This window comes from Acinetobacter sp. N1-1 (genome assembly GCF_056711485.1).
On the sequence record NZ_JBWXUO010000012.1, the window covers coordinates 1942995 to 1966576 of the forward strand.

Sequence of the window (23582 nt, forward strand, 5' to 3'; positions counted from 1 at the left end):
CATTATGGCTGCACTACCTTCTTTAAGACAGCTTTCTTATTTAGTCACCCTGTCTGAAACATTACATTTTACCGAAGCTGCACGCAGATCTTTTGTCACACAGTCTACACTGTCAGGTGGCATTATGGAGCTAGAGCGCCTTCTTGGTGGTGTCTTGGTTGAGCGAGATCGACAAAATGTACGTTTAACCCCTCTTGGTGAACAAGTTGTTGGTCGTGCGCGTGTTTTACTTGCAGATGCACAAGACCTAATGCGTTTGAGCCGTGAAATGAGCGAGCCCCTCACAGGTGATCTTCATCTTGGAATTATTCCAACTATTGCTCCATTTATTCTTACCAAGTTACTAGATGAAGTACATCAACAGCTTCCAAAGATTCAATTACACCTACATGAAGCGCAAAGTGAGAAAATTGTTGAAAAATTAGAGCATGGTAGTCTAGACATGATTATTCTTGCTTTACCTTTTGATACACGTGGTCTTAAAGTCGCAGAAATTTTTCAAGAAGATCTTGTATTAGTATACAACAAGCAAGATAAGGCATGTACACAAGCAAATGCTTTAGATGATTTGGAAATGTCACGCCTAATGCTACTTGAAGAAGGTCATTGCTTACGTGATCATGTGTTGAGTGTTTGCCCTATTGGCGACCGAAAGTCCGATCATCGCTTAAAAGCAAGTTCATTACCAACACTTATTGAAATGGTTTCTTCAAATCTTGGTTATACTCTACTGCCTGAAATTTCTTTAAACCGAAATATCTTACAGTACCACCCAGATTTACAAGTAAAACGTATTGAAAATGCACCGAATAGAACCATCTCTTTGGTTACACGTAAAAGTACGCCTCTACATAATGAATTTGATGTACTTGCGCGAGTTCTACAAAAGATTATAAAAGAGCATGATTAACTAAGTGCTTTAAACAAAAAAGGAAGCAATTTGCTTCCTTTTTTATAATGATATTAGATTACTCTTGAGTTTTTTCTACAGCAGAAGAGTCAACCTGTTCGACTACAGCTTCACTCTCGTCAGAAATAATGTCTTCATCCTCATCATCACTGATAACTGCTTCGATAGATACGACTCCTACAAGAACCTCTTCTTGTAAGCGAATTAGACGTACACCCTGTGCATTTCTTCCAGTTGTTGCAACCTCTGAAGCACGTGTACGTACGAGTGTGCCACCATCTGAGATAAGAAGCATTTCTTTGCTCTCATCAATAGATACTGCACCAACTAACTCACCATTTCGCTCACTGGTTTTAATTGCAATAATGCCCTTACCGCCACGTTTCTTCGTTGGGAAGTCATCGACAGGCGTTCTCTTACCATAACCTTTCGCACAAGCACAAAGCACTTCACCATTTTCTGGCACAACAACCAAAGAAACAATACGACTGATTAAATTAAGTTCGCTAGAATCATCTGAGGCATCATCATTTGCATCATCTACATCAGAATCGATGTCTTCACTATCTGTAGCTGCATTTGCAAGTGTTACACGCATACCACGTACACCGCGTGCAGTACGCCCCATAGCACGTACATCTGTTTCAGCAAAACGGATTGCTTTACCTTCGTTTGAGAACAACATAATTTGTTGTTTACCATCGGTAATTGCAACGCCTATAAGCGTATCTTCTTCATTTAGCTCAATTGCACGCAAGCCATTTGAACGCACATTACTAAACTGAGAAAGATCTACACGTTTTACTGTACCTGAAGCTGTCGCCATAAATACATAATGATCTTCTGGGAAATCTTTTACAGGTAAAATTGCAGTAATCGTTTCATTTAGCTCAAGTGGCAATAAGTTCACGATTGGGCGACCTTTTGCTCCTCGAGAGGCTTGTGGCACTTCAAATGCTTTCAAACGATAAACTTTACCTACATTGGTAAAGCACAACACAGTTGAATGGTTTGAAGTCACAATGAGATGCTGAATAATATCGTCATCTTTCATCGATGTTGCAGACTTACCACGACCGCCACGGCGCTGTGCTTGATAGTCTGAAAGAGGCTGTGTTTTTGCATAACCTGTTTGAGAAACCGTTAAAACAATTTGCTCTTCAGGAATTAAGTCTTCACGACAAAAATCTATTCGCGATTCGACAATATCGGTACGGCGTGCATCGCCATACTGTTGCAACACTTGTGCAAGTTCTTCACGAATCACGTTCATCAATAGATTAAAATCATTCAAAATTGCTGTCAGTTCTGCAATTTGTGACAAAATTTCACTATATTCTGCATGCAGTTTATCTTGCTCCAAACCTGTTAGGCGGTGCAAGCGTAATTCTAAAATTGCACCAACTTGTGCAGGAGATAATCTATAAACATTATGAGTTAAGCCAAATGGACGACTTGGGTCTTCACCTTCAATCTCATCTGGACGTACGGAAATAGAACCTGCTTTTTCAAGTAATGCAACAACACTTCCCGCTGCCCACTCACGCTCTAACAAACGTTCACGTGCTTGTGCAGGATTTCCAGATGAGCGAATCGTTTCAATCACTGCATCAATATTTGCTAAAGCAACTGTTAAACCTTCTAAGATATGCCCACGTTCACGTGCTTTACGCAATTCGAACATCGTACGACGTGTTACCACTTCTTGGCGATGACGAATAAATGCAGCAATGATATCTTTTAAGTTCATTAACTTTGGTTGTCCATTATCTAGACAAACCATATTGATACTGAAAGAGTTCTCAAGTTGAGTATTTAAGAATAAATTATTAACAACAACTTCTGCATTTTCACCACGTTTTAAATCAATGGCGATGCGCATACCGTCTTTGTCAGTTTCATCGCGAAGTTCCGAAATTCCTTCTATTTTTTTCTCTTTTACAAGCTCAGCAATACGTTCAATCACTTTTGCTTTATTTACTTGATATGGAATTTCAGTAAAGACAATTGTAGTACGACCTTTGTTGTCTTCTTCAAAATGGTATTTACCACGAATATGTAAACGCCCTTTACCCGTACGGTAAGCATCTACAATACCTGATTTACCATAGATAATACCACCTGTTGGAAAATCTGGCCCCGTTACATGCTCCATCAAACCTTCAACAGAAATATTAGGATTATCTGCATAAGCAAGACATGCATGAATAACTTCTGTCATGTTATGTGGTGCCATATTGGTTGCCATACCAACGGCAATACCTGCTGCACCATTTATAAGTAAATTAGGAATACGTGTTGGTAAAACTTGTGGAATACGCTCAGAACCGTCGTAGTTATCTTCCCAATCTACCGTATCTTTCTCTAAGTCAGCCAATAGCTCATGTGCGAGACGCGTCATACGAACTTCGGTATAACGCATGGCAGCAGCGCTGTCACCATCAATAGAACCAAAGTTTCCTTGACCATCTACAAGTTGATAACGTAGGCTGAAATCTTGCGCCATACGTACAATTGTTTCATAAACAGCCGAATCGCCATGTGGATGATATTTACCAATTACATCACCGACCACACGTGCAGATTTTTTATAGGCTTTGTTATAGTCATTGCCCAGCTCGTGCATAGCATAAAGCACACGACGATGAACGGGTTTAAGGCCATCTCTCACATCTGGTAATGCACGCGATACAATCACACTCATTGCATAATCTAGATACGAGTGCTTGAGTTCATCCTCAATGGCAATCGGTCTTATTTCCGATACGCTCATGCATACTCCTTGTTTTTTGATTAGTTTGACTAATCATGGATCTTCAAAAAATCAGAGAGAATTTAGTTCAAAATCTCAAACTAAAATTAAAAACATAACGCGCAATTTTAACATATTTGCCATTTTATTTGTGTGCCGAAACATCAAGTTCATCTATTTTTTTGGCTAGAAAATGTAATATTTTTTACAAAAAAAGTTGATCGTTTTCTAAGGCTTATATTTTATTGTAAGCATACATAAAAAATGCCTCATAATGAGGCATTTTAAATTATCCGCTGTTTAGATTTTTGATACTAACTCAGGAACAACTTCATTTAAATCACCCACTAACCAGTAGTCGGCAACTGCATTAATTGGTGCCTCTTCATCTTTATTAATAGCAACAATCACTTTAGAGTCTTTCATACCAGCTAAATGCTGAATTGCACCTGAAATACCAACAGCGATATAAAGCTCAGGGGCAACAATTTTACCTGTTTGACCTACTTGCATATCATTCGGTACAAAACCTGCATCTACAGCAGCACGAGAAGCACCTTGTGCTGCACCTAGCTTATCTGCCAAAGGATCAAGTACTGTATGATAGTTTTCTGCAGAACCAACACCACGACCACCAGAAACAACCACACGTGCCGCTGCAAGCTCAGGACGCTCCGACTCAAGAATCTCTTCAGATACAAATGTAGAAACACCGGCATTTTCTGCATCTGCAACAGACTCAACAGATGCACTTCCTGTATCGTTTGCAACTGCTTCAAAAGCTGTTGTACGTACAGTGCCTAAAATGATTGCCTCATCAGACTGCACAGTTGCAATCGCATTACCTGCATAAATTGGGCGTTTAAAAGTATTCGCAGATTCAACAGCGATAATATCTGTCACCATGCTTACATCTAATAGTGCAGCAACGCGCGGTAAAATATTTTTACCCGTTGTTGTTGAAGCAGCTAAAACATGTGAATAGCTTTTTGCAATTTTAGCAACAAGTGCTGCAACATTCTCTGCAAGCTGATGTGCATATACAGCTTGATCTGCAAGAATAACTTTCGTTACACCTGCAACTTTTGCAGCTTGCTCTGCGACTGCATTTGCACCATGACCTGCAACCAATACTGTAATATCACTGCCAATTTTTTGTGCTGCTGCAACAACATTTAAAGTCGCACCACCAAGTGCTTTGTTGTCGTGATCAGCGATTACCAAAATACTCATGTTCTATCCCTTGTATTAGATCACTTTCGCTTCGTTTTTAAGCTTTTCAACAAGTTCATCTACAGAGGAAACTTGTACGCCAGCTTTACGCTCAGGTGGGTTTTCAACTTTAATAGTTTTCAGCTTAGTACCTGTTGCCACACCATAGTCCGCAGGTGACTTCACATCTAACTGCTTCTTACGTGCTTTCATAATGTCAGGTAGTTTTACATAACGTGGCTCATTTAAACGCAAGTCAGATGTAATTACCGCAGGAAGTGATAATTCGATTGTTTGCAAACCACCATCAATTTCACGCGTAACTTGTGCTTTACCACCCTCAATATTAATTTGAGATGCAAATGTAGCTTGTCCCGATCCCATTAATGCAGAAAGCATCTGACCCACTTGATTTGAGTCATCATCAATAGCTTGTTTACCAAGTAGTACAAGTTCAGGCTTTTCTTCAGCAACAATACCTTTTAGTACTTTTGCAACTTCTAAAGCACCAATTTCATCATTTGTTTCAACTAAAATTGCACGGTCTGCACCCAATGCCATAGATGAACGTAATTGTTCTTGAGCTTCTTTTGCTCCAACAGACACAACCACAATTTCAGAAACAACCCCTTTTTCTTTTAGACGTACTGCTTCTTCAACAGCAATCTCACAAAACGGGTTAATGGACATTTTAACGTTAGTTAAATCAACACCACTGTTGTCCGACTTAATGCGAACTTTTACATTGGCATCTACAACACGTTTGACAGCAACAAGAGCCTTCATGTAATCCTCGGCTATGTTTAAATGATATGGAGGGAAAAAGCAAAATGCTTTTTAAGTTTGTCTTTACATTGCCTATCTTGCATTGCGCACTATCTTCTGGTCAAGTCACAATTCTTGTTCATATGTCATTTTGGGTAAAAAAACATACGTTTATAGACATAAAAAAAATCATTTTTTAGACTTTAAAATCATCAAGTATAAGTTTTACATATATTAAACAATATGTTAGTTAAAATTTAATGGTTAGATTCTCAACAATAACATCAGTTTTTCTGATATGAAACATAAAAACAATTCACTGTATAAATATAAAATAAAAAGTCTAAATTACTCAAAAATAATAATTTCTTTAATGTGCAATCAACCATGTTGCAGCAAGCATAATCATTGTTCCTGAGCCAACATCAACCCATTTTTGCTTTGTTACATCAAATTGAGTACGACGCACAAATTTTCCAATCAACATACTTAAACTTGAATACACCACAAAACACAGCCCAATAAAAATAAAAGATAGACTTAAGCCTTGCACCACCGTATTTCCATTCTGATGCATAAACTGCGGTAAAATTGCAAAGTAAATAAGCATTCCTTTAGGGTTAAGCAGTGCTGTAAAAAAACCTTTTTTAATAGGACTCTTAACTACTTTTTTATTTAATTGAAGCTCTTTATTTTTTGAAAATGCTGTTTTAAACAACTGAAAAGCTAAAAACAATAAGTATGCAACACCAATATAGCGAATGGCATCAAACAATAGAGGATAAGAAATAATAATCGCAGATATTCCTAAAGCAACCAAAATAGAATGAATCAGATAACCACAGCATACGCCAAGTGTTGCCATTACCCCTGCTTTTGCATCCTTACCTACAACTTGTGACAAGATAAAAATCATATCTGGGCCAGGTGTAAATACCAATGGAATTATTGTTAGCGTAAATAAAATTAAATCAGACATTTGCATTTCCCAGATTATTGCCCCTGAATGTGCGTATTATCTAAATTTCTTTATAAAATAGGCTTTCAAATATTCTATAATTATTCATATTTTTAGAATTATCTGCGAAAAAATGAAATTTAAGTCATCAAATGTTTTAGTAAACTTAGATAGAATCGATAAAAATATTATTCGACAGTTACAAGCAAATGGAAGAATTCAAAATAACGACCTTGCCAAGCACGTTGGACTCTCCCCATCTTCTTGTTTACGGCGGGTTAAAATCTTAGAAGAAGCGAATATTATTCAAAGCTATACCACTCTTGTAGACCCTCAAAAGGTTGGCTTACAGCTCATTCTTTTTTCGCGTATTTGGCTCATTGGGCAAGATGCAGAAACTATCGATCTTTTTATCGAAGCAATGAAAGAGCTTCCACAAGTCATGGAATGCTATATTATTTTAGGTGAGTGCGATGCTATGCTAAAAGTCGTTGTTCCTGATTTAGAAAGTTACCGAAAATTCCAGTCGGGACATCTCACCAAAAAAAATGGCATTACCAGTGTCAAAACTGACTTACCTAGCCAAATTATTAAACAGAGCTATCAACTTCCATTATAAAATATAAGGATTCATCATGAGCTTCGTATCACCTATACAACTTCGTATGAACAATATTCGAATTGAGCCATTAGACTTTTCACATGAAGCAGGACTTATAGAAGCTTGTAAAGATGGTGAATTATGGAAGCTTAGAATTACATCAACACCCCATTTTACTCAAGTCAAAGAATACATTGAGCTCGCCTTACAACAACGTGCAGAAGGCACACGCTTCCCCTTCGTTATTATTGATGAAACACAACAAAAAATTGTGGGCACAACCAGTTATCATGACATTTTAGCTTCTGTCAGACGTGTGGAAATTGGCTATACATGGTATGTAAAATCTGTCCAACGTACACATGTTAATACAACATGCAAACTACTTCTTATGAAACATGCCTTTGAAACATTGCAATGTCATGTTGTTGCACTACGTACAGATATTTTCAACCTAAAAAGTCAAAAAGCAATTGAACGACTAGGGGCAAAAAAAGATGGTGTCATTCGCGGCGATGCCTTGCGAAAAGATGGCACGATTCGAGATACCGTCATGTATAGCATCACTGCTGGTGAATGGGCAAACGTACACGCACATCTTTTAGATCTGTTATCACAACATCAATAACTAAGTGTCTACTTTGACCTTTTGCGCACGTGGATGTGCTTGATCATATACCGAAGCCAATCGGTCAAAGTCTAGATGAGTATAAATTTGCGTTGTAGCTAAATTACTATGCCCAAGCATTTCCTGTATAGCACGCAAATCTCCACTACCCGACAGTAAATGGCTTGCAAAACAATGTCGAAGTAAGTGCGGATGTAAATCGACATTTACACCAGCTCGCTGTGCTTGAAATTTCACACGCTTTTCAATTTGTCTTACACCCAAGGCCTCTCCACTATGTTGGGAAATAAATACAGCATCATCTGGTTTAAATTTTCCTTTCCAAAGCTGATAAACCTGCAACCATGTCACAATTGCACTTTTTGCACTTTCACCAAATGGTACAATACGTGTTTTATTGCCTTTACCCGTAATACGAATCAATTTACGTTGAAAATCGATATCTTTAAAAGTTAATCCTTGAATCTCAGATAAGCGAATACCACTTGAATACAACAGCTCTAACAGTGCTTTATCTCTCAGCCAAAGTTGACGCTGTACTTCACTCTCTGGTGCAGGCTGCTCTAAAATTTGAATAATCGTTTCAGGGTCGACTAACCCCGGCAATGGTCTTGCATGGCGTTTCAGTTGAAAGTCTTTGGTAATATTCTGAGAAATTAAATGGTTTTCACTCACCCACTTCATAAACTGTCGAATTGCACTGAGTTGACGTTGTAAACTACTCCGGCCTAAACGACCCTGTTCAACTTTAAAAGTTAAAAACTCACGTAAATCCGATGTTTCAATCGCATAAATATCTAGCTTTTTTGCCTCACAAAACTTTAAGAAATCTGTGACATCTCTTGAGTATGCCTGAATTGTCTGTATAGATTGGTTCTGATTTCTACGCGAAATTAACCAATTTTCTAACCAATGCCATACTGTATCCACACGTATTTCCCTAACTCAAAGAAAAAGCACTGTAGAACAGTGCTTTTTTAAATGTATTTAACTTAACCTTGGAAATAGCGTAAGTCTAAACGCCCTTCATAAACGGTTGCTGTTGGACCTGTCATCCAAACAACACCGCCTTCTTTCCAAGCGATGTGCAAACGCCCACCTGCAAGCTCAATTTCAACCTCACTTGCAAGAAGACCACGGCGCATGGCACTCACTGCTGCTGCACATGCACCTGTACCGCATGCCAGTGTCTCACCAACACCTCGTTCAAATACACGTAAACGTGCATGCTTTTCATCTAAAATTTGCAAGAAACCAGCATTCACACGTTGAGGAAAACGCACATGCCTTTCAATTTGTGGACCAAGCAACGGTACATCTACATTAAGCACATCAGGAACAACCGTCACTGCATGTGGATTCCCCATATTCACCACATCAATTTTTACAATTAAGCCATCTGCCAATGACAAATCATAAAGCTCTTCCTGCTCTTCAGCCTCAAAAGGAATTTCATTCGGCAAGAACTTAGGCATACCCATATTTACACGCACCCAACCATTCGGACCAAGTTCAGGCTCTACAATACCCGACTTGGTTTGAACACGAATTTTTGTTTTACGTGTAAGTTTACGGTCATGGACAAACTTTGCAAAACAACGTACGCCATTACCACACTGCTCTACCTCTGAGCCATCTGAATTATAAATGCGATATTTAAAGTCAACATTAGGTAAATCTGGTGCTTCAACAATAAGAAGCTGATCAAAGCCTATACCAAAATGCCGATCTGCTAATCGCTGAATGGTTAGAGTATCTAATTCAGCCTTTTGACTAATAAGATCCACCACCATGAAGTCATTACCAAGACCATGCATTTTTGTAAATTCAAGTAACACTTTTTATTCCTCAGGCAATAAACGTTCTCTTTCCCACAATGACTCAATCGTTTCACGCTCACGAATCAAATGCGCTTTATGACCTTCCACCATCACCTCGGCAGCACGACCACGCGTATTATAGTTTGAACTCATGACAAACCCATATGCGCCTGCACCAAACACTGCAAGCGTATCATTCTCTTTTAAAGTAAGTTTACGGTCTTTTGCTAGAAAGTCGCCTGTCTCACAAATTGCGCCTACGATATCCCAAACTTTAGATTTCGACTTTTTAGGCTCAGTTACAGACTGAACATCCATCCATGCTTGATACAATGACGGACGAATAAGATCATTCATTGCAGCATCGACAATCGCAAAATTACGATGGCTCGTTGGCTTTAATAAATCTACTTTTGTTAAAAGTACACCTGCATTTGCACTAATGCTACGACCCGGTTCCATAAACACTTTTAAGCCCAGTTTTTCTAAAGCAGGCTTTAATGCTTGAGCAAACTCTTCTACTGTAGGTGGTGTTTCATCTTTATATACAACACCTAAACCACCACCAATATCAATATGCTTAAGCTCTATACCTAACTTTTTCAACTCTTCAATCATCACCATCAAACGAGCTAAAGCATCTTCAAATGGTTGCGTTTCCGTTAGCTGTGAACCGATATGGCAATCAATACCAATAATTTCTAGATGTGGTAATTGTTTTGCATATGTATATGTTTCATATACAGCATCACTTTGAATACCAAATTTATTTTCTTTTAATCCTGTAGAAATATATGGATGTGTATTGGCATCTACATCAGGATTTACACGCAATGAAATTGGAGCTTTGACATTCAGCTTTGCAGCTACTTTTTCTATACGGTCAAGTTCAGCATGTGACTCTACATTAAAACATGCAATACCAACCTCTAACGCCTTTTGAATATCTGCTTCAGATTTGCCTAAACCTGAAAAAACAACTTTTTTGGGATCGCCACCTGCGGCAAGTACACGTGCTAACTCACCACCTGTAACAATATCAAACCCTGCTCCAAGCTTAGATAGTACATTTAAAACCGCTAAATTAGAGTTTGACTTTACTGCATAGCAAATTTGATGGTCTATATAAGAGAATGCCTTATCTAGCTCATTATAATGTTTTTCAAAAGCAGCTTTAGAATATACATATAACGGTGTACCAAACTCTTGTGCAACTTGCTCTAAAGAGCAGTGCTCAGCATGCAAAACCCCTTGAATGCGGTTAAATGTCATCATAAAATCCTTTAAAATTAATATCTTGGTGTTGCTAATGATTCAGAATTTGCTTTAGATGCTTCATCTGCTTTCACATCACCTTGCTTGTTGTGCCAAAGTAAATACTTAGGTCTTTTATCTAAATGTGGATCACTCGTAAGCTGTAATGCACCAGTTTGACCACAGCCCGTTAAACTCACAAATACCACTAAGCTCATTACGCCTATTAGACTGCGCATAACCTTACCTTTTTATCATCGTTCAATGCAGTATACATTGATGCAAAAGGCTTTTAAATCTTAGATTTCAGCTTTAATGTCTTTTTAAATATCTTAAAATGGTAATATTATTTTCTTGGTTTTAAAAAGAAATAACCAATACATAAAATAATAAACCACACTGGACTCACTTTTAATGCTTCAAATGTATCGGGCTCAAGTGACAATACATATAACATCGTGATAAAAAATAAAATCACAATCCAACAGGTAAATAACCCACCTGGCATTTTGAATTTCGACTGTGCATGAAGTTGTGGTCGTGTCTTATAATAAATAATATAACTCCAAATAATCATTAACCAGACACAAATGAATAAAACGGTTGAAAGTGTGGTTGCAAGAGTAAATGCTTTCACTGTATCAGGAACAAAATACTGTAATGCAGCACCACCAAGTAAACACAGTGCAGAAAAATAAAGTGCATTGGCAGGAACATGACGTGAAGTCAACTTTCCAAATAGTTTTGGCCCTTGCCCTTCTCTAGATAAACCAAACAGCATACGGCTCGTTGAGAAAACACCACTATTCATTGATGACATTACAGATGAAAGCACTACCAAATTCATAATAATTGCTGCAGCAGCAATACCTGCTTGACTAAACAGGCTAACAAATGGGCTCATATTTGGATTGACATGATTCCACGGTGTTACAGACATCACTATCATGAGCGATACAACATAAAAAATAATAATACGCACAGGAATAGAGTTGACTGCTTTTGGTAAATTACGTTCTGGGTCGTGCGTTTCGGCAGCTGTTGTTCCGACCAGTTCCACACCAACAAAAGCAAACATTGCAATTTGAAAGCCTGCTAAAAATCCATCTAAGCCTTTAGGAAATAAACCACCGTTATTCCATAAATGTGTAAATGATGCAATATCACCAGAAGTCGATGTAAAGCCGATAAAGACCATCCACAAGCCCACGGCAATAAGTACGACAATTGCAACAATCTTAACAAGAGAAAACCAAAATTCCATTTCCCCAAAGAGCTTCACGGTAACTAAATTCAGTCCCATAATGAAGAAAATAGATGCAACACAGATAAATGCACTTTCTTGAGGGCTAAATGGCACCCCATTATTAAAAAATTGCAGATAGTTAATAATCGCTGATAAATCTGCAATACCTATTGATATCCAACACAACCAATATGTCCAGCCAATAAAGTAGCCTGCCCAAGGGCCTATAAGATCTGTCGTAATATCAATAAATGATTTATATTCTAAATTAGAGAGTAGCAACTCACCTAAAGCACGCATGACGAAAAATACCATCACACCAATAATCATGTAAATAAATAAAATAGATGGGCCAGCTAAAGAAATCGTTTTTCCTGAGCCCATAAAAAGTCCTGTTCCTATCGCACCACCAATTGCAATCAGTTGTAGATGTCGATTTGATAAACTCTTCTGCAATTCTCCACTGTGATGAGAACCATTAATATTCTGATCAGACATTTTTTAATAGCTTTTAAAAACAATTGAGCAAACTTACCGTAATTTCGTCAAAAAATAAAAATAAAATCATAATTTCTACTTAAAAAAGTCTAAAATTCTCTTATTTTACTGATCAAATTAGAAAATTTACGCAATTTCACTTAATTGAATATGCTAGAAATAAAAGTAAAACTGAAAACTATCTGACATTTTTCGTTATACTCTGCACCTGAAAAAGATGTATCAAGATTGAGTAAAAAAGTTATATGAGTAAAGTTAAAACCGTATATCGCTGTGAACAATGTGGTTCAGATCACTCTAAATGGGCAGGACAATGTGGCGAGTGTGGTGAATGGAATAGCTTACTCGAAGTTCGTTTAGAAACGGCAATACCTCATCGTGCGCGCCCTAAAGTCAGTGGTGGCTATGCAGGTCAAGCATCAAATATTACAACATTAAATCAAGTTTCTATCTCACAAGAATCAAGGCTTGTTACAGGTATTAGTGAATTTGATAGAGTACTTGGTGGTGGACTTGTCACTGGTTCTGTAGTACTCATTGGCGGTGACCCTGGCATTGGCAAATCTACTATCTTATTACAAACTGCAACTTATATGGCAAATAGCCAACGCTCAGCTTTATATGTAACGGGCGAAGAATCATTATCTCAAGTTGCTTTACGTGCTCAACGACTAGACTTACCAACAACCCATCTTAAAGTAATGGCAGAAACATGCGTAGAACGTATCTGTGAAGTGCTGGCACAAGAACGCCCTGCCGTTGCTATACTTGACTCAATTCAAACGCTTTATACCGAAACCTTACAGTCTGCACCTGGTGGCGTATCCCAAATTCGTGAGTCTGCTGCACTTCTTACTCGTTTTGCTAAAAACAGTGGTACAGCCCTTTTTATTGTTGGTCATGTTACTAAAGAAGGTGCTCTTGCAGGGCCTCGAGTACTCGAGCATATGGTAGATTGCGTTTTATATTTTGAAGGGCAATCCGACTCACGCTATCGTATGATTCGTGCAGTAAAAAACCGTTTTGGTGCGGTAAATGAGCTCGGCGTTTTTGGTATGACAGACAAAGGGTTAAAAGAGGTTTCAAACCCATCTGCCATTTTTCTCAGTCGTTATGATGAAGCCATTCCTGGTTCTGTTGTAATGATTAGTCGTGAAGGAACACGCCCACTTTTGGTTGAGGTACAAGCTCTCGTTGATGATGCTCATGGCCAAGCAAGGCGCGTTTCTCTAGGATTAGATCAAAACCGACTTAATATGCTCCTTGCTGTAATGCACAGACATGGTGGTATTCAAACCACAGGACAAGATGTATATGTAAACATTGTGGGTGGATTAAAAATTACTGAAACAGGATCCGACCTTGCTGTGCTACTTGCATGTGCGTCAAGTTTAAGAGGTAAAGCACTACCTCAACAACTAGCTGTTTTTGGTGAAGTAGGACTTTCAGGAGAAATACGCCCAGTTCCTAACGGACAAGAAAGATTAAAAGAAGCAATAAAGCATGGTTTTGAATATATTATTGTTCCAAGAGCAAATGCACCACAAAAACCTATTCGTGGTGTAAAAGTAATTGCTGTTGCAAGACTACACGAAGCACTTGCTGAAGCGCTACAACTCGAAAAATGACATTAAAGTTTATTTTCGGCTTCTTGAAATAGACCCACAAACACGCTGTATAGACACATATAGTTCTTATAGCCATCTATACAGCACAACACAAAAACTATTTAAAACATATAATTTTATTTTTTAAACTATTTATATAACCTTAATTAATAATAATATTTTCAAAATATTGTTTCATTTCTACTAACAAAATTTACGATTAGCTATTGAATTTTATTTACTTTGCCTTCATAAATATAACCTACTCACTTTAATTTTTAATTATAGGAAAAATTAATGAAATTACGCCAACGTGGCTTAGTTGCAAGTATTTTAATGGCAACTTTGGTGGTTTCGCCGTTGGTCGATGCAAAACGTGCAGGTGGTGGCAGAAGCCAAGGCATGCAACGTTCAGTCGCACCAAGTCAGTCTATTCAGCAACAACAACGTGTTAGACCACAGCCTAGCCCAAGTTACAACAACACAGCACCTCAACCACAGCAACAAAAAGGTTCAGGTATTGGTAAGATGGTAGCTGCAGGTGCCGCAGGTGCTGCTGTCGGCGCGCTTGCAACACATGCGCTTGCAGATAATAACCATGCAGCTCCTGCCAATAATGGCAATGCTTCAAATACTGGTACAGCAAGTGCAAACGATGCAACTGCAACGCAGAATAATAATCAGCAACAACAAGCTGAACAACCTGCAGAGAAAAAATCAGGTGGTTTACCATGGTTGTGGATTATTTTAATTGCAGGTGCAGGATTCTTCATTTTCCGTAAAATGAGCGCAAAAAAAAAATTAGAGAGTAATAATAATCCTTACTCACCAAACAATAATGGTGGTTCATCATTTGGATCAAACTCTACAACAAATGATAACAACACCAATATTTTTGGACAAAATGTTGACGGTGGAACAAGTATGAATACTCAAGCTCCTTTCACAAACAATGGTAATCAATTACCTGATGGTACTGAACAAGCTTCATTTTTGCGCGTTGCTCGCCAGCGTTTCAATCATATTCAGTCTATTAACAGTGCAAAGAACATTGAAGAGATTCGCCGTTATCTTACGAATGATCTGTATAACTCTATGTACCAAGATGTTATGGCAAATCAAGAACAAGATGTTGCGGAGTTCGAAAACCTAACAGCAACACTTGCAGATACTGCAACTGAAAACGGTCAATATATTGCAAGTGTACGCTTTACTGGTATGGTTTCAGAAGACCTAAATAGCTCACCTAAACCATTCTCCGAAATTTGGCACTTTGTAAAACCTATAAACTCACAACAAGACTGGCTTGTTGCAGGCATTCAAGTCGAGAGTTAATTTTTTCCAATAAAAAAAGCCAGTTATAACTGGCTTTTTTTATAAGTAAAATATTTTAAGACGCTTTTGCATTATACATTTGCAAGAAAAAATCCTCATCTTGCTGAGTAAAATGATATTCACCTTCAAATACTTGTTGTTTATGTATACTTGTATTCAATACTGTTTTCTTATATTTCGTAACATTGTGAATATCTAATAGTTGGATATCAAATATATAAGGTATATTTTCTTTTGACAGAAGCTTTTTGATACGCGCACAGTTATTATGCCAGTTTGCAATATCACGATCACTGATTGATATTAATTTAAGTAAAATCTTATACTCTTTATCAGAACACTCTACTTCCTGCTGCTCATTTACATAAAATGCTTTAAGTGTTTCCGCACTTTTTGTAATTGCATAAGGATGATTCAAAGTTGTTATTGTCAGTTGGTAGATTTGCTTATTAGACATAAACTTACTGTTTCCTAGATTTACATTAAAGCTAATTGTTATATTGCAATTTTTTCTACTTGAATGATGATTTACACCATTTTTATATTTATAAATATTATCTAAGTCTTAAATGAATAAAAGCATTTTTTATATTTCTTTACAAAAGAATACACCAAAGTATTAAATCAACCTTAATTATTTTATATTTTTGGAAACTGCATCACAATAATTTATATGCTCATCATTCTTAATGAGCATATATTATAATTAAATTAACGCGAAGATTTTGGCAAAGGAATATATTGCGAGGTGTTTCTTTGTGGCGCTCTCTCACCTACAACAACATCTAATGTTAAAGGTTGGTTATCTCGAATAATCTCAACTTTTACAATCGTATTTGGTGCTTGCAATGCAACATAATTTATTAAATGTGATGCAGAATTAATCGCTGTATTATTTACTTTAACAATTCGATCACCATGTTCAAGCCCAGCTTGTGCCGCTGGCCCATTTGGTAAAATATTTGCGATCACAACACCATTAGGCACAGTATTCACATCATCATTATATGTTGGTGGTGCCAAACTTAGCCCTAACCACCCTCTAATAACTTTTCCATCTTTCAAAATAGAATTAAAGACATGCTGACAAACCTTTGCAGGAATAGCAAAACCAATTCCGAGTGAGCCTCCAGACTGAGAAAAAATTGCAGTATTCACACCAATTAAATTTCCTGCGACATCAATTAATGCACCACCTGAGTTACCAGGGTTAATTGCAGCATCTGTTTGAATAAAATCTTCATAAGTATTTATACCTAAATCTGAGCGACCGAGCGCAGATATAATTCCCTGTGTTACTGTTTGACCAACTCCAAATGGATTACCAATCGCTAAAACAACATCACCCACTTCATTGCCACTTAATTTAAATGGGACAACAGGTAAATTATTTAAATCTATTTTAATCACTGCTAAATCTGTATCTGGATCCGTACCAACCACTTTTGCAACAGCGCGGCGACCATCACTCAACCCAACAATAATCTTATCTGCTTGTGTTATGACATGATTATTCGTCAATATATACCCATCTGAACGAACAATGACACCAGATCCAAGATTATTCTCATTACGACTTTTTAACTCTGGCGACTGCCTATCAAAAAACTCTCTCAGAGCATCTGCATTAGAAATATCTTTACTGTTCTTTCTTACTTTTTGCGTGGTAAAAATATTGACAACCGCAGGTGCAGCAGCTTTGACTGCACTACTATATGAGTCAAATGCACCAGCTTTTGCATTAACCAATGGTTCTACTTTTTCAGCAGGCATTTTTACCCCATCAGAAGCAACGGGTGCTTGAGGTGCAACTTTTTTAGGTATAATTATAGTATTTGTTTGATGTAGTCTTTGCCATCCAATAAAGCCTAAAATGACAAGAATAAGTAGCCCCCAAGGTAGCCATATCAATGCTTTACGCACGTTATCATCCCTCTGTAAATACTTTAATTCATTGATGTAATGAAGAAATTATAGGTTATTGTAATCATTATTTGATTTAAAGACTTTAAAAGTTAACATGATTTTGTCTAGCTTTAGTTAATATATCATCATATTTTCATATATATAGCACATTAATTTAGGATTTTTATGGCAAACCTCAATGATATTATTCAATGGTGTAATCAGACTTTAAAAACGAATGAATTTAAAGACTACACACCTAATGGACTCCAAATTGAAGGCAAAAAAGAAGTAAAAAAAATACTTTGTGCTGTTACAGCATCACAAGATGCAATTGATGCATGCATTGCACATGGTGCAGATGTACTTTTAGTCCACCATGGTTACTTTTGGAAAGGAGAAGCTTATCCAATTACGGGTATGCGTGGGCAAAGAATTAAAAAATTGATTCAGCATGATATTTCACTCATCGCATACCATCTGCCTTTAGATGCTCATCCAACACTTGGTAACAATGCTGCTATAGCAGATTTACTTCAACTTGAAGATATTACACCACTTGACGCAAAGGAAAAGCATCCAATTGGTAATATAGGTAGACTGCCTCGCCCCCTTTCTGCGCTAGAATTCCAAACACTATTACAAACAAAAATTAATCCTAATATCTTACACTTACCTGCAAATCGTTCAAAAATTCAACGCATTGGCTATTGTACAGGAGCAGCACAAGACTTTATTAGTAAAGCATCTGAAGAAATGTGTGATGCATATATTTCAGGTGAAGTGAGTGAAAGAACTTTTTATGAAGCAAAAGAATTAAACATACATTACTTTGCATGTGGACATCACGCAACAGAGCGCTATGGTGTACAACGACTTGGTAAAGCACTTGCTGAACAATTTGGAATCACATATCACTATTTCGAACAAGATAACCCTGTTTAAACATTTGAATATTTATTTTTTTTACATACTATGTATACGATAGCGTGGATAACATGCATCTGAAATATGACAAAACTTTCTCACCCAGCATAATGCAAGGAATGAAAAACATGACAACGATTACTTTACCAAAACTACCTTACGGTTATGACGACTTAGCACCACATATCAGCCGTGAAACATTAGAGTTTCACCATGATAAACACCACAATACGTATGTTGTGAACTTAAACAAAGCGATTGAAGGTACTGACCTTGCAGGTAAAACGCTTGAGGAAATTATTGTTGCAACAGCAAAAGATACTGCTAAAGCAGGTGTATTTAACAATGCTGCTCAAGTATGGAATCATACATTTTACTGGAACTGCTTAAAGAAAAATGGTGGTGGTCAGCCTACTGGCGCAATTGCTGAAAAAATCAATACCGCTTTTGGTTCTTACGAAAAATTTGCAGAAGAATTTGCAAATGCGGCTGCAACACAATTTGGTTCAGGTTGGGCGTGGTTGGTTGCAGATAAAATCAATGGCGATCTTTCAATTTTAAAAACAGCAAATGCAGACACACCGCTTGCACATGGTAAAATTGCTGTACTTACAATTGATGTTTGGGAACATGCTTACTATATCGACTTCCGTAATGCACGTCCTAAATACATTTCTACTTTCTTAGAGAGCCTAGTAAACTGGGACTATGCAAATGCAAAACTTGCTGGTGAAGCAGCAGGCGTTGAAAAATAATTAATAATAAGGAATATCTCACAGCTTTATGGGATATTCCTATTTTTTGATTAAAATTATAACAGATACCATACTTTAGCTTATAAATAATACAAAAGAATCAAATTATTTCAATATATCCTTGACGAATTTTTATATCCCCCCTAGAATGCGCATCAGATTCTCCAATAGCTCAGTCGGTAGAGCGACGGACTGTTAATCCGCAGGTCCCTGGTTCGAGCCCAGGTTGGAGAGCCAGCTATTCTCCCATAGCTCAGTTGGTAGAGCGACGGACTGTTAATCCGCAGGTCCCTGGTTCGAGCCCAGGTGGGAGAGCCAAATACTAACCCTCAAAGTGCACTAATCTTTGAGGGTTTTTTAATGCTTATCGTATGATAATCTAAAATCTTGCTATCACTCGCTAGACTATATTTACATATAAATATTAAACCAAACCTCCACAGGTCTGCTCTACATTTTAAGTAAATAACTTCAAAATTTAGCTATTCTATTTTAGTAAAATCCAATTTTATATAACTAACAAGTCTGATTAATTTTATGCTTTAATAGAACACACAACAATCGATCTAACTAAACTAAATCAATAAGAGTATGTCGATTACATGACCAAAACTTATCAAAATACAGCTTTAGTAAATAAAAAACCAATTAAAGATTTAAAACAACTTTCAAGCTGTGAAGAATGCGACACGTTGTATATTCAAGTTCCTTTAGCAAAAGGAGAAAAAGCCTGCTGTTTCTGTTGTGGTGCAGAAATTTACAATGATATAAAACCTTTTAATACAATTTTAGCATTAGTTTTAACTGCACTTATTATTTTCATTGTTGCCAACAGCTTTCCTATCATAAAAGTTGAAGTGCAAGGTAATGCGCTACAAACAACATTGCTTGGTGCAGCAGCCACTATGTTTGATATTCATCGAGAATTTGTTGGTATTCTTTTAATCCTCACCACATTTATTATTCCCCTCATTAACCTAATTTTATTAACCTATATATTCTTCAACGTTGGTCTACTAAAAAGACGACCATATTTTATGGTTTTTGCATTGCGAATACTTTATCTATTTAGAGTTTGGGCAATGGTTGAAGTATTCTTAATTGGTATTCTTGTCACTTTAGTTAAGCTTATTAATATTGTTATTGTCATTCCTGAGGTTGCTCTTTGGGCATTTGCCGTACTTAGTCTTTTCATGGTGTATCTCAATGCAATTAAAGTACAAGATATATGGAATGCAATAGATCGGGATCTATCATGAAAGATAAAAGATACTACACTCGTGCATGTGATTTATCCCTATTAAGATGCCATTGCTGTGGGTTATTGAGTCAGACAAATACTTCTAATGAAACTGAACATCCTCAATATTGCCCAAGATGTCATTCAGCATTACATTTTCGTAAACCACAAAGTCTACAAAAAACTTTTGCCTTTTTAATTGCAGCAACTATTTTATATATTCCAGCCAATATATTACCCATGACAATCACCAATTCAGTATTTGGCAGTCAAAAAGATACTATTATGAGTGGTGTAATCTATTTTTGGGAAACGCATGATTATCTTGTTGCTACCGTAATCTTTGCTGCAAGTATCTTTATCCCACTATTAAAACTTTTTATTCTCAGCTTTTTGTTATTTACGATTTATATGCAATCCATAAAAAAATGGACTTTTAGCCCTAAAAATTGCAGCGTTTTATATAGGGTCGTAGAACTTATTGGTCGGTGGTCTATGATTGATGTTTTTGTTGTGAGTCTACTAACAGCACTTATTCAAATTCAATCACTAGCAACAATACTGGCTGGTCCTGGCGCTGTTGCCTTTGGTGCTGTCGTCATTCTTACAATGTTTGCTTCACTTAGTTTTGACCCACGCATGATCTGGGACAACTACTATGCAATAGCTGAAGTAAACAGCAACTCAACACATTCAAAAACTCTACCTTATACATCCAATTCCAAATCATTGAATGAACGATAATATGTCCGACAATATAAAAAATGATGCTTTAGATCATAATACAACGACCCAGCAAGAGCATGAGCTAAAAGACATACCTGCGCCCAAGAAAAAAAAGCCAAATCATAAGATTTCCCTTATTTGGATTATTCCTATTGTAGCTTTACTCATAGCTCTCTCATTGGCCGCTAAAGCTGTTTGGGAAAGAGGTCCAACTATTGAAGTAAGCTTTAAAACAGCAGATGGACTAGAAGCAGGAAAAACCAATGTTCGCTACAAACAAGTGAATATTGGGTTAGTACGTCAAATTAAACTTTCTCCAGACAAAACACATGTTATTGCTGAAATTGAACTAACAAAAAATAGTAGCAGTTTTGCTGCCAAAGATACTCGATTTTGGGTTGTACGTCCACGCATTGGTACAACAGGCATTTCAGGTATAGATACCCTCTTATCGGGTTCATATATTGAAGTTGATGGCGGTAAAAATGCTGAGAAACAAACTGATTTCGTAGGGCTAGAAACACCCCCAGTTGTACCTTCTGATGTTCCAGGAAAAATATTTTTTCTGACAGCCGATAATCTGGGATCTTTAGATATTGGTTCACCTATATATTATCGTCGAATTAATGTTGGACAAATTACTGCCTACAACTTATCTCAAGATGGAAAGCATGTTGAACTACAAACATTTATTCGTAGCCCTTATGATAAGTTTGTCACCACAGATGCTCGTTTTTGGCAAGCTAGTGGTATAGATGTAAGTCTAAATGCTTCTGGCTTCAGCCTAAACACACAGTCTCTTGCAAGTATTGTTGCAGGAGGTATTGCTTTTGGCTATCCAGATAATTCAAATGCTGCTATAGCACCTGTACAAAGCCACTTCACTTTATGGAACTCTCGAACAGATGCCTTAAAAATTCCAGATGGTAAGCCAAGTAAAATTATCATGTACTTTGATACTTCATTACGTGGTCTAACTGTTGGCGCTCCAATCGACTTCATGGGTATCAATATTGGGGATGTAACAGCCATTAATGTTGAGTTTGATCCAAACTATCGTAAATTGCGTATGCGTGTAAATGCAGTTTTATATCCATCACGTCTAGCAAATGGTAAAGAGTTAATTCCTACAGGTACAATTTTCAGAAGCTTTATTCAGCAAGGTTGGCGCGCACAAATGCGCACAGGTAACTTACTAACAGGACAAAACTACATAGCATTTGATAAATTTAATAAAGCCAAACCTGTTCACTTAATACAACATGATAATGGGATTGTTGAAGTTCCAACAACACCGCCTGAGCTGAATAGTTTACAAGCTCAAGTTTCTGAGATTGCAGATAAAATTAGTAAATTTCCAATCCATGAAATTGGTGACGATGTGCGTAAAACACTAAAAAATATGAATAGCACGATTAATTCAACTGATAAACTGGTTCAACAGCTAGATACCAAAGTAGCACCTGATTTTCAAGCGACATTAAACGATGCACGTAAAACGATGCAGTCGACAGAGTCAATTTTGTCAAGTGATGCCCCAATGCAACAAGATTTACGTAAAGTATTACAACAAGTGACACGTACAGCTGCATCATTACAACTGATGTCAGATTACATTGAGCAGCACCCTGAATCATTGATTCGTGGAAAAAGAGGAGAGACTAAAAATGCAAAATAAAATAAAGCCTTTCAGCTTAATACGCTTATCTGCCTTACTTAGTATATCTATATTAGGTTTAACTGGATGTGCAAGCTCAATCACACCTAACTACTATACCCTTGCGCCAAGTGTCGAACCTGCTCATGGAGCAACGCTTAGAATGATTGAGGTACTACCTGTTAGCTTACCCGATCGTTTAGATCGTATACCAATCATGATTAATACCAAACAAGGTCAGGCTACTATTTTAGACAATGACAGATGGACTTCAAGTCTATCTACAGAACTACATGACAGCCTTTCTTCAGGGCTTCAACAACAGTTAAATGCTGTGGATCGCTATAGCAGTGGCGTACCAAGCACAAATACCGTTTATAGAATTGCAATTGATTTTTCGCGTTTTGATATTATCAAATCTATCTCCCCTCAACAAAACAAGGGAGATGTAGAAGTTGAGGTAAGTTGGATCATCAAACCTATAGAACCAATACAAATAGCCGTAGCAACAAAACCATCTATTCATCGAACATTGAGTTGTAGAATGACATTTAATCAGCCAATCACGAATATAAGTAGTCTTCCTGATATTGTCACCTCGTCTAAGGTAGCACTTAACCGTGTAACAACAAGCATTTCAGACACTGTTATTGCGGTAGAAAAAGGCACATCTCAAATAAATAATGTGACTTGTTCTTAACTCTACATTTCAATTTGCTCTATTTGTATAATTTTAGATGTATGCAAATAGAGCTCATATAAATTTAGAAGAGTGACAGACAGTAC

General features: G+C 37.1%; 22 protein-coding genes and 2 tRNA genes. 13 read left to right on the forward strand and 11 right to left on the reverse strand.

What is annotated here, in order from left to right; genetic code table 11:
- The first annotated feature begins 4 nt into the window (after window positions 1-4).
- On the forward strand, window positions 5-910 hold the full coding sequence (oxyR, locus tag AC1MPL_RS09615) for a LysR family transcriptional regulator OxyR (RefSeq protein ID WP_479765647.1): 906 nt from the start codon (window positions 5-7) through the stop codon (window positions 908-910).
- Between the two features lie 58 nt (window positions 911-968).
- Here oxyR and gyrA read toward each other — a convergent pair whose 3' ends face one another.
- From gyrA to AC1MPL_RS09635, 4 genes are all read right to left on the reverse strand, one after another.
- Window positions 969-3683, reverse strand: a complete 2715-nt coding sequence (gyrA, locus tag AC1MPL_RS09620) for a DNA gyrase subunit A (protein WP_479765649.1) — start codon at window positions 3681-3683, stop codon at window positions 969-971.
- A gap of 279 nt (window positions 3684-3962) precedes the next feature.
- Window positions 3963-4895 (reverse strand): electron transfer flavoprotein subunit alpha/FixB family protein, encoded by a 933-nt coding sequence (locus AC1MPL_RS09625; RefSeq protein WP_479765651.1) that lies wholly within the window; start codon window positions 4893-4895, stop codon window positions 3963-3965.
- 15 nt (window positions 4896-4910) lie between these two features.
- Window positions 4911-5660 (reverse strand): electron transfer flavoprotein subunit beta/FixA family protein, encoded by a 750-nt coding sequence (locus AC1MPL_RS09630; RefSeq protein ID WP_479765653.1) that lies wholly within the window; start codon window positions 5658-5660, stop codon window positions 4911-4913.
- A 349-nt stretch (window positions 5661-6009) separates the two neighbouring features.
- On the reverse strand, window positions 6010-6618 hold the full coding sequence (locus AC1MPL_RS09635; RefSeq protein WP_479765655.1) for a LysE family translocator: 609 nt from the start codon (window positions 6616-6618) through the stop codon (window positions 6010-6012).
- Between the two features lie 112 nt (window positions 6619-6730).
- On the opposite strand from AC1MPL_RS09635, the gene AC1MPL_RS09640 reads away from it, so the two are divergent.
- The gene (locus AC1MPL_RS09640; protein ID WP_479765657.1) at window positions 6731-7216 is read left to right on the forward strand and encodes an Lrp/AsnC family transcriptional regulator; all 486 of its coding nucleotides are present in this window, start codon (window positions 6731-6733) and stop codon (window positions 7214-7216) included.
- Between the two features lie 16 nt (window positions 7217-7232).
- Window positions 7233-7826 carry a GNAT family N-acetyltransferase gene (locus tag AC1MPL_RS09645; RefSeq protein ID WP_479765659.1) on the forward strand — a complete coding sequence of 198 codons (594 nt, stop codon included), beginning with the start codon at window positions 7233-7235 and terminating at the stop codon, window positions 7824-7826.
- Here AC1MPL_RS09645 and AC1MPL_RS09650 read toward each other — a convergent pair whose 3' ends face one another.
- From AC1MPL_RS09650 to AC1MPL_RS09670, 5 genes are all read right to left on the reverse strand, one after another.
- Window positions 7827-8756, reverse strand: coding sequence for a tyrosine recombinase XerC (locus AC1MPL_RS09650; protein ID WP_479765661.1), 930 nt, complete (start codon window positions 8754-8756; stop codon window positions 7827-7829).
- Window positions 8757-8818: 62 nt separating this feature from the next.
- Window positions 8819-9664: a diaminopimelate epimerase gene (dapF, locus tag AC1MPL_RS09655; protein WP_479765663.1), complete on the reverse strand. Its 846-nt coding sequence runs from the start codon at window positions 9662-9664 to the stop codon at window positions 8819-8821.
- 3 nt (window positions 9665-9667) lie between these two features.
- A complete protein-coding gene (gene lysA, locus AC1MPL_RS09660; protein ID WP_479765665.1) occupies window positions 9668-10918 on the reverse strand; it encodes a diaminopimelate decarboxylase in 1251 nt (416 codons plus the stop codon).
- Window positions 10919-10935: 17 nt separating this feature from the next.
- Window positions 10936-11139: an LPS translocon maturation chaperone LptM gene (locus AC1MPL_RS09665; RefSeq protein ID WP_479765667.1), complete on the reverse strand. Its 204-nt coding sequence runs from the start codon at window positions 11137-11139 to the stop codon at window positions 10936-10938.
- A gap of 107 nt (window positions 11140-11246) precedes the next feature.
- Complete coding sequence (locus tag AC1MPL_RS09670) at window positions 11247-12644, reverse strand: amino acid permease (RefSeq protein WP_479765669.1); 1398 nt, start codon at window positions 12642-12644, stop codon at window positions 11247-11249.
- A gap of 245 nt (window positions 12645-12889) precedes the next feature.
- On the opposite strand from AC1MPL_RS09670, the gene radA reads away from it, so the two are divergent.
- Entirely contained in the window at window positions 12890-14272 is a 1383-nt protein-coding gene (gene radA, locus AC1MPL_RS09675; protein ID WP_479765671.1) for a DNA repair protein RadA, read from the forward strand.
- 276 nt (window positions 14273-14548) lie between these two features.
- Window positions 14549-15586, forward strand: coding sequence for a Tim44 domain-containing protein (locus AC1MPL_RS09680; protein WP_479765673.1), 1038 nt, complete (start codon window positions 14549-14551; stop codon window positions 15584-15586).
- A 55-nt stretch (window positions 15587-15641) separates the two neighbouring features.
- Here AC1MPL_RS09680 and AC1MPL_RS09685 read toward each other — a convergent pair whose 3' ends face one another.
- Both AC1MPL_RS09685 and AC1MPL_RS09690 read right to left on the reverse strand, forming a co-directional pair.
- Window positions 15642-16043, reverse strand: coding sequence for a hypothetical protein (locus AC1MPL_RS09685; RefSeq protein WP_479765675.1), 402 nt, complete (start codon window positions 16041-16043; stop codon window positions 15642-15644).
- A gap of 254 nt (window positions 16044-16297) precedes the next feature.
- Window positions 16298-17509 carry a S1C family serine protease gene (locus AC1MPL_RS09690; RefSeq protein WP_479765677.1) on the reverse strand — a complete coding sequence of 404 codons (1212 nt, stop codon included), beginning with the start codon at window positions 17507-17509 and terminating at the stop codon, window positions 16298-16300.
- 168 nt (window positions 17510-17677) lie between these two features.
- Between AC1MPL_RS09690 and AC1MPL_RS09695 the strand changes: the two genes are divergently transcribed.
- The 8 genes from AC1MPL_RS09695 to AC1MPL_RS09730 all read left to right on the forward strand — a co-directional run bounded on the left by AC1MPL_RS09695 (window position 17678) and on the right by AC1MPL_RS09730 (window position 23496).
- A complete protein-coding gene (locus AC1MPL_RS09695) occupies window positions 17678-18436 on the forward strand; it encodes a Nif3-like dinuclear metal center hexameric protein (RefSeq protein WP_479765679.1) in 759 nt (252 codons plus the stop codon).
- 110 nt (window positions 18437-18546) lie between these two features.
- The gene (locus AC1MPL_RS09700) at window positions 18547-19173 is read left to right on the forward strand and encodes a superoxide dismutase (RefSeq protein WP_479765681.1); all 627 of its coding nucleotides are present in this window, start codon (window positions 18547-18549) and stop codon (window positions 19171-19173) included.
- Window positions 19174-19334: 161 nt separating this feature from the next.
- A tRNA-Asn gene (locus tag AC1MPL_RS09705) sits at window positions 19335-19410 on the forward strand.
- A 5-nt stretch (window positions 19411-19415) separates the two neighbouring features.
- Window positions 19416-19491, forward strand: a tRNA-Asn gene (locus AC1MPL_RS09710).
- A 284-nt stretch (window positions 19492-19775) separates the two neighbouring features.
- The gene (locus AC1MPL_RS09715) at window positions 19776-20432 is read left to right on the forward strand and encodes a paraquat-inducible protein A (protein WP_479765683.1); all 657 of its coding nucleotides are present in this window, start codon (window positions 19776-19778) and stop codon (window positions 20430-20432) included.
- The gene (locus tag AC1MPL_RS09720) at window positions 20429-21157 is read left to right on the forward strand and encodes a paraquat-inducible protein A (RefSeq protein WP_479765685.1); all 729 of its coding nucleotides are present in this window, start codon (window positions 20429-20431) and stop codon (window positions 21155-21157) included. Before AC1MPL_RS09715 ends, AC1MPL_RS09720 begins: the two co-directional genes overlap by 4 nt.
- A 1-nt stretch (window position 21158) precedes the next feature.
- Window positions 21159-22817, forward strand: a complete 1659-nt coding sequence (locus AC1MPL_RS09725) for a PqiB family protein (protein WP_479765687.1) — start codon at window positions 21159-21161, stop codon at window positions 22815-22817.
- Window positions 22807-23496, forward strand: coding sequence for a PqiC family protein (locus AC1MPL_RS09730; RefSeq protein ID WP_479765689.1), 690 nt, complete (start codon window positions 22807-22809; stop codon window positions 23494-23496). The genes AC1MPL_RS09725 and AC1MPL_RS09730 overlap by 11 nt, the downstream gene beginning before the upstream one ends.
- Window positions 23497-23582 lie beyond the last annotated feature (86 nt).